Source organism: Paenibacillus sp. FSL L8-0663 (genome assembly GCF_038008125.1).
Lineage (GTDB): Bacteria > Bacillota > Bacilli > Paenibacillales > Paenibacillaceae > Paenibacillus > Paenibacillus polymyxa_D.
Genome location: NZ_JBBOYM010000001.1, coordinates 1,610,414 through 1,622,529 on the forward strand (window position 1 = coordinate 1,610,414; position 12,116 = coordinate 1,622,529).

The 12,116-nt window shown below is 45.5% G+C and carries 12 protein-coding genes; 8 read left to right on the forward strand and 4 right to left on the reverse strand.

Features of this window, described 5'->3' with window-relative positions; translation table 11 throughout:
- The first annotated feature begins 42 nt into the window (after positions 1-42).
- From MKY75_RS07295 to mqnC, 3 genes are all read left to right on the forward strand, one after another.
- Positions 43-1,227 (forward strand): PLP-dependent transferase, encoded by a 1,185-nt coding sequence (locus tag MKY75_RS07295; RefSeq protein WP_069012830.1) that lies wholly within the window; start codon positions 43-45, stop codon positions 1,225-1,227.
- Positions 1,224-2,402 (forward strand): aminotransferase class I/II-fold pyridoxal phosphate-dependent enzyme, encoded by a 1,179-nt coding sequence (locus MKY75_RS07300; protein WP_340884831.1) that lies wholly within the window; start codon positions 1,224-1,226, stop codon positions 2,400-2,402. Before MKY75_RS07295 ends, MKY75_RS07300 begins: the two co-directional genes overlap by 4 nt.
- A 432-nt stretch (positions 2,403-2,834) precedes the next feature.
- The gene (gene mqnC / locus MKY75_RS07305; protein WP_340884834.1) at positions 2,835-3,968 is read left to right on the forward strand and encodes a cyclic dehypoxanthinyl futalosine synthase; all 1,134 of its coding nucleotides are present in this window, start codon (positions 2,835-2,837) and stop codon (positions 3,966-3,968) included.
- A 96-nt stretch (positions 3,969-4,064) separates the two neighbouring features.
- On the opposite strand, the gene MKY75_RS07310 is transcribed toward mqnC, so the two are convergent.
- From MKY75_RS07310 to MKY75_RS07325, 4 genes are all read right to left on the reverse strand, one after another.
- Complete coding sequence (locus MKY75_RS07310; RefSeq protein WP_340887075.1) at positions 4,065-4,928, reverse strand: YitT family protein; 864 nt, start codon at positions 4,926-4,928, stop codon at positions 4,065-4,067.
- A gap of 83 nt (positions 4,929-5,011) precedes the next feature.
- On the reverse strand, positions 5,012-6,238 hold the full coding sequence (locus tag MKY75_RS07315; RefSeq protein WP_023987794.1) for a cation:proton antiporter: 1,227 nt from the start codon (positions 6,236-6,238) through the stop codon (positions 5,012-5,014).
- Positions 6,239-6,242: 4 nt separating this feature from the next.
- Positions 6,243-6,737, reverse strand: a complete 495-nt coding sequence (locus tag MKY75_RS07320; RefSeq protein ID WP_029516504.1) for a cation:proton antiporter regulatory subunit — start codon at positions 6,735-6,737, stop codon at positions 6,243-6,245.
- 208 nt (positions 6,738-6,945) lie between these two features.
- A complete protein-coding gene (locus MKY75_RS07325) occupies positions 6,946-7,341 on the reverse strand; it encodes a hypothetical protein (protein ID WP_029516505.1) in 396 nt (131 codons plus the stop codon).
- A 240-nt stretch (positions 7,342-7,581) separates the two neighbouring features.
- On the opposite strand from MKY75_RS07325, the gene MKY75_RS07330 reads away from it, so the two are divergent.
- From MKY75_RS07330 to MKY75_RS07350, 5 genes are all read left to right on the forward strand, one after another.
- Complete coding sequence (locus MKY75_RS07330) at positions 7,582-8,463, forward strand: putative sporulation protein YtxC (protein ID WP_029516506.1); 882 nt, start codon at positions 7,582-7,584, stop codon at positions 8,461-8,463.
- A 61-nt stretch (positions 8,464-8,524) separates the two neighbouring features.
- Positions 8,525-9,100, forward strand: coding sequence for a 3D domain-containing protein (locus tag MKY75_RS07335; RefSeq protein ID WP_013309429.1), 576 nt, complete (start codon positions 8,525-8,527; stop codon positions 9,098-9,100).
- Positions 9,101-9,184: 84 nt separating this feature from the next.
- Positions 9,185-9,493 (forward strand): hypothetical protein, encoded by a 309-nt coding sequence (locus MKY75_RS07340; RefSeq protein ID WP_029516507.1) that lies wholly within the window; start codon positions 9,185-9,187, stop codon positions 9,491-9,493.
- Positions 9,494-9,689: 196 nt separating this feature from the next.
- Positions 9,690-11,276 (forward strand): S1C family serine protease, encoded by a 1,587-nt coding sequence (locus tag MKY75_RS07345; protein WP_029516508.1) that lies wholly within the window; start codon positions 9,690-9,692, stop codon positions 11,274-11,276.
- A 149-nt stretch (positions 11,277-11,425) separates the two neighbouring features.
- Complete coding sequence (locus MKY75_RS07350; protein ID WP_029516509.1) at positions 11,426-12,115, forward strand: response regulator transcription factor; 690 nt, start codon at positions 11,426-11,428, stop codon at positions 12,113-12,115.
- Position 12,116 lies beyond the last annotated feature (1 nt).

Consider the following 12,116-nt stretch of genomic DNA (forward strand, 5'->3'; position numbering starts at 1 on the left):
TTGGTTATAGCACCCACTATGGAAGTTAACAGGAGGATTCATATGAGTGAGAAACAGTGGAAAATCGAAAGTAGATTGGCACAAATCGGTTCAGTAGAAGAGCCAGTAACCGGGGCTGTTAATTACCCGATTTACCAATCTACGGCGTTCCGCCATCCCCGTCTGGGTCAAAGCACAGGATTTGATTACATTCGGACGATCAATCCCACGCGAAAGGTACTGGAAGAGGCTTCTGCTGCACTTGAATCGGGTGATGCAGGCTTTGCATGCAGCTCAGGTATGGCGGCGCTGCAAACGGTATTTGCATTGTTTGGACAGGGAGATCATCTCATAGTATCGCTGGATCTGTATGGCGGGACGTATCGTTTGCTGGAGCGTATTTTGTCTAAATTTGGTGTGACAGCCAGTTATGTGGATACGAACGATCTTGAAGCGCTCGAACAGTCATGTCGACCGAATACCAAAGCTGTATTCATAGAAACGCCTACAAATCCGTTAATGATGATTACTGATATTCGAGCGGTGGCTAAATGGGCATCACAACATCAGTTGCTTACCATTGTAGATAATACGCTGCTAACGCCATATTTCCAGCGGCCATTGGAACTGGGCGCGGATATTGTGGTACATAGCGCAACCAAATATTTGGGCGGACACAACGATGTGCTGGCAGGGTTGATCGTAACCAAAGGCAAAGAGCTATCAGCTGAAATTGCATTCCTGCACAATTCCATAGGGGCAGTGCTTTCCCCAAGCGATTGCTACCAGTTAATGAAGGGCATGAAGACGTTAGCGCTGCGTATGGACCGGCACGAGCATAATGCAACAGTGCTGTCTAACTATTTACTGACGCATCCGGCTGTGGCGGAAGTATTTTATCCAGCTCTAGAAGGCCATCCAGGTCGTGAGATTCAAAATAAACAATCCAGCGGAAATACGGGTATCTTTTCCTTTAAAGTAAAGGATGCTCGTTATGTGGAACCTTTGCTTCGTCACATTAAGCTCATTGCGTTTGCGGAAAGTCTCGGCGGTGTGGAATCGTTAATGACCTATCCCGCTGTGCAGACACATGCGGACATACCAGCAGAAATTCGGGATGCAGTCGGGGTAGATGACAGGCTGTTGCGTTTCTCCGTAGGCATTGAGCATACAGACGACCTAATTGAAGATTTACGTTCGGCGTTGGAAGCGGCACGTCAAGAAGTAGAAGGAGGAGAGCTGCAATGATAGAGGATGCGAGGAGGATCGGGCAGGATCTGAACAAAGAGCGGAAGTTCGCTACCAAGCTGCTGCATTTTGGCTCTGAAATTGACAGCGTTACGGGGGCATCGAGCGTCCCGATCTATCAAGCTTCTACCTTCCACCATCACGATATTTTTAATCCTCCACAGCATGACTATAGCCGTTCAGGTAATCCGACACGACAAGCTTTGGAGGATTATATCGCTTTATTAGAAGGCGGGGCGTGCGGTTTTGCCTTTGCATCAGGTATGGCGGCCATCTCTACTACATTTATGCTCTTGTCTGCTGGAGATCATGTCATTGTTTCCGAGGACGTATATGGAGGAACATATCGACTGCTGACCTCCATTTTGAAACGGATGAATATCGAAACGACCTTCGTCGACATGACGGACCTCAACCTTGTGAAAGAGGCGTTGCAGGAGAATACAAGGGCTGTATATATGGAAACTCCGTCCAATCCGACACTCAAAATTACCAATGTGGCAGGAATAACTTCTTGGGCACAGGACAACGGGCTTTTAACGTTATTGGATAATACTTTTATGACACCTTATTATCAACGTCCGATTGAGCAGGGAGTTGATATTGTATTGCACAGTGCGACCAAGTTTCTGGGCGGACACAGCGATGTGCTGGCAGGACTTGCGGTAGCACGTACCGAATCGTTGGGAAGACAAATCAAGCAGCTCCAAAATGGACTGGGTACCGTGTTGGCTCCGCAGGAGTCATGGTTGCTCATGCGCGGTATGAAGACACTGGAGGCTCGTATGGCTCACAGCGAAAAGAGCGCAGCGAAGCTCGCTAACTGGCTGAACGAGCGCAACGACATTGAGGCGGTATACTACCCGGGTCTGGAGAATCATCCAGGGCGTGAAGTTCATGAGCGCCAATCCAGCGGTTATGGTGCAGTGATATCTTTTGATGTGGGTTCTGGTGAGCGTGCAAAAGAAGTCCTCAGTCGCGTACGTATTCCAATTGTAGCGGTGAGTCTGGGAGCTGTGGAAAGCATCTTGTCGTATCCGGCGATGATGTCACATGCGGCTATGCCCCATAGTGTACGATTGGAGCGCGGGATTACGAACGGACTACTCCGTTTCTCCGTAGGTTTGGAGGATATTGACGACCTGATCAGTGATCTGGATGAGGCGCTGCGCTAGAGCGTTAGCACATCCGCAGCATCTTTGTCGTTTTCACGCTGAGAGCAAATATGTACAGTACTAAACAGCAAGTTTCCAGTATTTCAGGAGGCTTGCTGTTTTCTATAAAATAACATGAACGACAGTGTGAAAAAAGACACTTTTCAGTTCTGTTTTCTTATTTTTTGGCTATATGCAACGTTGAGATAAGCTTGGCAGTTGCCTGTTTTCCTAGGTGAAAAGCAGAAAGAAGCGGGAATAAGTATGGTTCCTTACCTAAAGATATGTTAGTATTATCATTAGGTTTTACTATGCTAAATAGCACAGACAACATACAAGGCTAGTCATGAACATACATTACGGCAGGGTTCGAACGCAGGTTTGTGAAAGCATTCTCGTTCATAAGTCCTGTCGTTCATTTCGTCGCCCTGTGACAGCGAAGGAGGATACACCATGAGTGTAATCGACCATATTTTAGATAAAGCCCTACGCGGCGAACGCCTGAATTTAGAGGATACCGTTGCTTTGTTCGAATCAGACGAGGTAGAAAAAATCGGTCATGCGGCGAATAAAGTCATGAATCGCATGCATCCCGATCCCGTTAAAACCTTCGTTATCGGACGAAATATTAACTATACAAACGTGTGTGACGTATACTGTCGCTTCTGCGCTTTTTATCGTAGACCAGGTTCTGATGAAGGTTATGTTTTGCCGGATGAGGTGATCTTTCAGAAGATCAAGGAAACGCAGGAAGTAGGTGGCACCGAAATTCTAATGCAAGGCGGTGTGAACCCGAATCTGCCGTTCAGTTATTATACCGATTTGCTGAAAGGTATCAAGGAGCGTTTTCCCGATATTACGATGCACTCCTTCTCGCCAGCTGAAATTCACAAAATGAAGGAGAAATCTGGTCTTTCTATGGAAGAAACAATCCGCGCCATTCATGAAGCTGGATTGGATTCGCTTCCGGGCGGAGGTGGAGAAATTTTGGATGACCGCACACGCCGCAAAATTAGCCGTCTCAAAGGCTCTTGGCGTGATTGGATGGATGTCATGCAAACGGCTCATAAGGTTGGGATGAACACGACTGCTACGATGGTTATTGGCTTTGGCGAGTTGATGGAGGAGCGTGCGCTGCATTTGTTGCGTGTTCGTGATGCTCAGGACGAATGCATTGAAAACAAATATAATTCTGAAGGATTTTTGGCCTTTATTCCTTGGACCTTCCAGCCAGACAATACCAACCTGAAGAAGGAACGTCAGACGCCGGAGGAATATCTGAAGACCGTTGCGATCAGTCGTCTTGTATTGGATAACATCAAGCATATTCAATCCTCATGGGTAACTATGGGACCTGAAATCGGTAAAAAATCGTTGTACTACGGTTGCGATGATTTTGGTAGCACCATGATTGAGGAAAACGTAGTTTCCGCTGCAGGCGCAACGTATAAGGTTAACATTGAATCCATTTTACAGTTGATCTGCGAGACGGGTCACATTCCGGCACAGCGTAATACCCGTTATGATATTATTCGTACTTTTGACAGTGCCAGCAGTATTGAACATGATTTTATCATGCAGAATTAATATCCGTTAATATAGTGTTCATTACAAAACGCCTATCTGTACTAATCGTTATACATAGATTAGTGCAGATAAGCGTTTTTTTGATGTGTTACTTTGCTATGCTTTCCATCGTTTCATATACATGATCTCAGCTTGCGGGTCTGCCATTTGGATGACTGCCTTAAAGCGCTGCAAATCCAACAGATGAACGCTGTAAACGATGACCATTTGTTCTTTTTTATCCTCAGATTCGCTTTTGATCTTGCCCTCTATCTGGGCAGAGCCTTCAACAGGCGTGCTGTGTATACGCAACCTGCGATATATAGCATCCTCGACGGTTGGCTGCTTCTTGCTGACAACACAAACCATACGCGTCAGACCGGTAAACATCAGCCGGGTCGTTTCGTAGGCGGCGAGGCAGGATAAGGCTGAATATAGAGCTGACTCCCAGCCTAGCACAAAGCCAGCTGTAATGAGCAGCAGACCGTTACATAGCATAACAATCTGTATTAACGGAATCTTGCGGTGTGTTAGCAACAATGTGGATGGACGGCCATCGCCTGGTTCGTTAAGTCCTAGTGAATCAAGCAGACCACCGTGACGAGCTGCCAGTCCTGCGCCAAGACCGATACAGATTCCGCCGCCCAAAGCACATACGACCGGATGGCCGCTCACTGCCGGAAAAGGCGAAAGAATGATGGCTGAGCCTGAAAAGGCGAACAAGCCGGGTAGTGCACGGAGCAGCATGGGTTTGTGAGTGGATAAAGAATACAGCAGCATGAGTGGCAAGTTCAAAACGAATAGCAATAACCCAAAATGCTCTTGTGTATAAAGCGACATGAGTCTGGAGATCCCCGTGACGCCTCCAGCGATCATATCATGCGGATGCAAAAACAATTCCAGACCGACGGATGCCGTAATTCCGCCAATCACCGTATAAAAGACAGGGAACCTGCTCGCATCTTCTGAAGCGGGCTTCACAAGCCGCCTCATAGAGTTTCGGCATGTTTAATAGCGTGCGGCATAGCCTTCCCTCCTATGGATTGTCGTATCCAGCTTTACAGTTACGCCGAGTTACTTTCTTCTTTTCGTAGGCGGGGGTCCTTGAACTTGAATATTTTGTTTAACATATTAAAAATAGGTTTTGACTGCTTTGTGAGAAGTGGTCCAAGAATGGCCAGTATGAGTACATAGATGGCTGCAAAAGGTTGAACAATATCAAGTAAACCACCTTCTTTACCCAAGTTGGCCATGATAATCGAAAATTCACCCCGTGCCACAATGGTCAGGCCGATATTTGCTGACGCTTTGGGAGATAAGGAGGCCGTACGCCCAGCCAACATTCCTGCCCAAATGTTCCCAAATAACGTGAGAACGACTGCTGCCAGCGCAAGCCATATCGCGTTTCCTCCTAGGGACAGTGGATCAATGGATAGCCCAAAGCTGAAAAAGAACAGAGCGCCAAAGAAATCGCGGAAAGGAACAATTAAATGCTCGATCCGTTTGGCATGTTCCGTTTCGGCCAGTACGAGACCGACTAACAGGGCGCCGATAGCTTCCGCCACATGAATCGTTTCCGAAAAACCAGCCACCAGAAACAGGGAGCCGAAAACAACAAGTCCGAATACCTCATTGGAGCGAATACGGAGAATCCGATTTAACAGAGGGACGGCCTTACGACCGATAATAATGACTGCAAGCATAAAGCCAAGCGCGATTAGAGCTGATAGCAGTACACCCCCGAGCGAGGATGAATCGCTAAGAACCAATCCGGAGAGGATGGAGATGTATACGGCGAGGAAAACATCCTCGAACATAATAATGCCCAAAATCATTTCAGTTTCAGCATTGGCAGTCCGCTTGAGATCTACCAGCACCTTCGCAGCAATAGCACTGGATGATATGGTTGTAATTCCGGCGATAACCAGTGTTTCTGCTACAGGAAAGCCGCTCAGGAAGCCAAGAGCCAGCCCCAGTGTGAAATTGATGCCAATATAAATGGTGCCACCCACGGCAATGGAGCGGCCTGATTTAATTAACCGACCTACTGAAAACTCCAGACCCAAGTAGAAGAGAAGAAACAGCACTCCGATTCTTCCCATAAAATCAATAAAAGGGGCGCTTTCGATAAAGCGAAAATCAAAATGCCATAGCTCCATCGCATGCGGTCCAACTGCCATTCCGATCAGGATATAAAAAGGGATGACCGAGAAGCGCAGTTTGGAGGAAATAAGTCCGGCTGCAGCGATGAGAGCAATAGCCAATCCAACCTCAAATACCAGATGATCCATCCAATCACCCGCTTCCGTTCATAAGGATTTGTTTAAAGCGTTTTTGCTGATCGCGTTCCCCAACAACAACTACAATGGCATCATCGTTAATAATCACTTCAGGACCAGGATTTACATATTTCATTCCCTTTTTCTCCACAATGGCAATAACAGTGGCTCCCGAATTTTGTCTAATATCCAGCTCACCGATGGATTTGCCAACACTTGCATAGTGAGATTCCACTCTATACCATTCGATAATAAAATCGTCAAACGTCATTTCTACACTTTCAAGCTGTTTCGGCTTATATGTCATACCCCCGATGATGGAGGCTACCAATCGTGCTTCCTGATCATTCAGGGTTGTCATAGAAATACTTTGTTCCAAATCCTCGTAATCAAAGTGATACAACTCACGCCTGCCATCATCATGAATAATAATGACAATTCGGTCGCCACTCTCTGCATCTATTCGATACTTAATCCCGATTCCTGGCAAAATAGACTCTCGAATATCCATTTGTAAAGCCTCCTGTACGATACGTTATTTAAATGAATGGTATGGGAAATAAATCACATGCTTTGGGAGTGACATGAAAACTTTCTTTTTGTATTAAATTTTATAAATTAACATAGAAAACCTGATAAATATACTTAACGTATTACACTTATTGGGAACGGTTAACAAATAGACATGCAAATGTAGTGATGTGCATGCTTAAGGGAGGTTAAGCCACATAACTAGAGGTAAATTTGATGGGGAACAAGTACAATTGCTTCTTTAGTTTGCAAATGACAGGAATAAAAGGCAGACGTAGTTTAGGGATGCTCAATAGCAGCACAAACGCCATCAAAATGACAAAGGGAAGTGATTTGGCCGCAGCGATCACCAGATGAAGTAAAGGGGAGGATTTGCGTATAGCTGGTTTGGGATGGTGCTCCAGACCGTGAGAATCGGTTTCTAACGAGGAAACATCAGCATGAGACAGGAGAGAAGATCCCGCAGTAAACTGAAGGGATTGAGTAGTGTCTTCCGCATGAAACGTCACAGGAAGGGACAAAATCTGAACGAGGCTCAATATGACGATCATGAATGTACGCAGCATGTTCAGCATCGTTGACATCTTATCTCCTCCCTCTTGTGAAAAATTCATATTAATTTAACCTTAACATACCCCACCCTAAATATTCAAACGTCTTTCGTTTTTTTCCTATACCACAGTAATTGTTTATAACACGCCAACCGGCTTTTTGAAACCTGATCATCCTCTTTTGACTATGTCTTTCTGTTTCCAGTCGTTCACTTCGTATAACCCTTCAGAGGCCGCCATATACTGAAAGCAGTGATCGAAAGGAGTGAGCCAATGGAACTGTTTACAGTGTGGACCAATACAGACGGAGATCAGGAACCCGACCGGTTTTACGAAGTGGTCAAAAGTAGAACAAAGGGACTACATATGTCACGGCGCGGATTTCGATTCACTTTCAGACAGCTGGACAACAAAGTGGCATGGACCTGCAAGGGCACAGAAAGCAATTCGGCGTTTGAAAGCTTTCTCCCCTGTGTATACAGCATCATGTCTTCGGCAATAGCGGATTATATTATCGAGGTCAAGGAGTGGGGGCTGCTTAATCTCATTCTCACCAAAGCCTGTTCGCTGCTGGAGAAAGAGGATACAGAGCAAATTCGCAGTATGATTCGTTCACTGTTAAACGATGATGGCCCGAGAGGTCGTTTGAAGCGTCATGGTAAGCTGACCACTCTCCTGGAGAAGGATTTTAAGGAGCTTCGTGTGATCAATTTGGAAGGACTGATTCAATTTAGGCTCCATGCGTATAAAAAAGAGCTTGAAGAAATCGTCGACTATGCCATGGAAGAATTCTGGGCAGATCGGCAATACGAAGAATTTATGGGGTTGCTTAAATATTTTGTTTTTTTTCAGGAAAGCAAAGTTCCGCTCGTACACGTACTTCACCAAGGCGGACATAATTTTACGATTCTGGATAGTGCCATGGTGCCGATACCGACTCCCGATGCAGATGACATCATTGTCGAGATGCCAGGCATTGAACTGGAAATGGAGGTCGAGGATCGAATCGTGAGCACCCTTATTTCGATTTCTCCTGCTTCCATTATATTGCATACAGACGATGAGCACACCCCCATAGTGCGGACACTCCTGCATATTTTTGAAGATAAAGTGAAGCTGAGCAGATTTTATCCAGGTCAGGATGTTCAAAAATAATAATCTGTTCGTATAAACCAATGGATTTCTGGAAAGCCTTTGCCTCAAGGGGAGGTTTTTTATGAGATCCATGTTGGTATGGAAACGGATTTTGGGAACCGTGCTAATCGCAACCTGTCTGGTATTGCCCGGTAATGAAGTTTACGGTCACAAAGAACCGGTCCAGCATAAGAAATGGCAGTCCACACCTGTTTTAGCTCCACGTGAAGAGCAGGTTATTACGACCATGACGGTCACAGCAACAGGATATACAGCAGGCTATGAATCGACTGGCAAACGGCCAAGTCATCCCGGTTACGGTATTACGTATTCCGGTGTAAAAGTGCGTCGTGACAAGAACACGCTGTCTACGATTGCGGCTGATCCCAAAACGTTTCCTTTGGGAAGCATATTGTACATTCCTGGTTATGGATACGGGATTGTAGCAGATACAGGTTCTGCGATTAAGGGCAATAAAATTGATTTGTATTTTAAAACAACCCGGCAGGTGTATTCTGAATGGGGCAAGAAAGATGTGGATGTTCAAATTATAAAAAAAGGTAACGGAAAATGTACGGAAAAGATGGTGAAATCGCTCCAAAAGGCGATAGAAACGCATAAAACCATTCCGACCGCGACACTGGATGCTTCCATATAATCCTTGAATATTGTTTTTTCCAACATCACATACTATGTTGCGGGATGAGTTTATCCCACAAAACATACTGGGAGGTTGAGAATTATGCCAAATCAAGGCGGAAGTTCTTTCACGAACAAAGGCTTCAATGCAAGCACAGGAAATCAGTTCAAAGCGGAATTTGCACAAGACAATACGGTAGGTGTTGTTTCACAAAAGGTAAAGCAGTCTGAACAAAATAAAATTCAAGACAACTTCCAGACACCAAATGAGAAGTATGATGAAGAATTTGCAACAGATCAAGGCGGTACAGGTGCAGTAGCACAAAAAGTTCAAAACTCTAGTCGCAACAAAATTCAAAACAATGCTCAAACACCGAATGAAAAGTTCGACGAAAACTTTAACACGAAATAAAAAAGCATATACAATCGATAATGCTCCGGATTATATCCGGGGCATTTCGTTTTGAGTAAAAGTGGTTAGGTACAAATAGGTCTAAGGTTTTATCTCCTTTTTAATTGTTTTTAAGGTGGAATTAAGGTTTAAAGTGCAAAATAAAGTCAGTTAAACAACACCACCTTGAAGCATAGGGTTTGGGAGGAGATATACAATGGACGAATTTAAAAATAATAACTCCGGACGCCGGAACGACAACGATCAGGTTGATACCGATAACGTAACTCGGCAAAACGATTCGAACGGTTCCTCATATTATTATTCTTACGGCCCTTTTTCTTCAGTTCAATCGGACGGACAACGTAAGGAAGGGCAGTCGGTGGAAAAAGATGTTGAGATCACGCCACCGCAGGCAGTAAGACCCCTTCCTCCCTCATACCATCGTGCTATGCCTGAGCAACAGGATGGTTCGGGTCGAAATGGCGGCAACTGGCAATTCAAACCGAATAAGCCCAAGTCGCAGGTGAAAACAATTTTCTTATCTTTTTTGGCCGGGATGCTGGTCATTACAGTATTGATGTATACAGCTGACCGAACAAATATGTTCACACCCGAGACGGCGTTGACTTCGGCGGCAGCTGAAAGCGGAGAAACGACTAATTCAGGAACAACCAGCTCGACTCCAAGCGCAGTTCCGGCTGTGATGCCTTCAGGTACCGCTGATGTTCAATCTGTTGTGGCTAAGGCTGGACCGGCAGTCGTCAAAATCGAAACGCTTGCCAAACAAACCAGTGGCAGCAGCGGCAGACAAAGTAGCCCTTATTACAATGACCCGCTGTATCAATACTTTTTCGGTAATCAGTATGGTGACAGTGGCAGCAGCGGTAACAGTAATGAAAATGAAGGTAGCAACAGCGGACAGCTGACTCCGCTTGGTATTGGTTCCGGTTTTATTTTTGATAAATCGGGTTACGTCCTAACCAATAACCATGTTGTTGAAGGCGCGAGTGTGGTTCAGGTTACAGTAGAGGGAACTAATAAGCCTTACGAAGCCAAAGTCTTGGGCAAAAATGCTGATCTTGATTTGGCGGTACTTAAAATTGAAGGCAAAAATAACTTTCCGACAGTAACTTTGGGTGACTCGGATAACGCTAAAGTCGGCGAGTGGATGGTCGCAATTGGCAACCCTGAAGGCTTTGAGCATTCGGTAACAGCCGGGGTGCTAAGTGCGAAAGAACGTACGATCACCATTAATAGTGAATCAACTGGAAAACCGACGCAATACAAGCATCTCATTCAGACGGATGCGTCCATTAACCCTGGTAACTCTGGTGGACCGCTGTTAAATCTGCAAGGGCAAGTTATCGGTATGAACGTAGCTGTTAGTGCAGACGCACAGGGAATCGGGTTTGCGATCCCGTCCAATACGATTTTGGAAGTCGTCGATAAGCTGAAAAATAACCAGCCTATCCCTAAAGAACCTGTACCTTTCATTGGTGCAAGTCTGTTAAATTTGAGTCCTGAAGTAGCCAAAGAACTGGGAACAACCCTGACCGAAGGCTCGGTTGTACGAGATATTATATACAAATCACCAGCTTATCAGGCTGATCTGCGTCCTTACGATGTGATTATCGGAGCCAATGGCACGCCTTATAGCACGTCACAAGAGCTGATCCAGTTCATTCAAAAACAAAAAGTGGGTACAGCACTGACGCTTAACATCGAACGAGCTGGGCAGAAAAAAGATGTTCAACTGAAAATAGGCAATAAAAATGACTTTAGCTCGACGCTCCAGCAATAAGATGATAACTTTACAAAAATGAACATGTGCACGCAAGAAACGGAAGGAAGATCCCTTCCGTTTCTTGCTGTATGAAGTAGCAAGATGCTACGCGCGTGTACTCCTGCTACAATAGAGGGAAAAGAAGAGATAAAGGAGTTCGATCGTGTATGCGTTCTACTATTTTGATCATTGATGACGATGAAAAAATTGTTTCCATGCTGCGCAGAGGACTGGCATTTGAAGGCTATGAAGTGCTGACAGCCGCCAATGGAGCAGAGGGATTAAATAAAATGCTGACAGCTGAGCCTGATGTAGTCGTGCTGGATGTAATGATGCCGCAAGTCGATGGTTTTGAGGTATGCCGTCGCATGCGGGAAGGGGGGAGCACGGTACCTGTCCTAATGCTTACAGCCAAGGATGAGGTTGAGAATCGGGTTAAAGGCTTGGATCTAGGGGCCGATGATTATCTCGTCAAGCCGTTTGCTCTGGAGGAGTTGCTGGCACGAGTGCGAGCGCTTTTGCGGCGTAAAACCGAACAACAGGGCAATAACGGAAATAGACTTACCTTCGAGGATTTACAACTGGATAACGAATCCCGTGAAGTGGTTCGTGGCGGCAAACGCTTGGAACTGACGGCCAAAGAATTTGAACTGCTCCATTTGTTCATGCAAAACCCGAAGCGTGTTCTGTCGCGTGATCTGATTATGGACAAAATTTGGGGCTATGACTATAGCGGAGAATCGAATGTGCTCGAAGTATATATTGCCATGCTACGACAAAAAACGGAGCAGGATGGCGGTAAACGTCTCATTCGTACAATTCGGGGAGCTGGCTACATTTTAAGAGGTGATGTGTAAT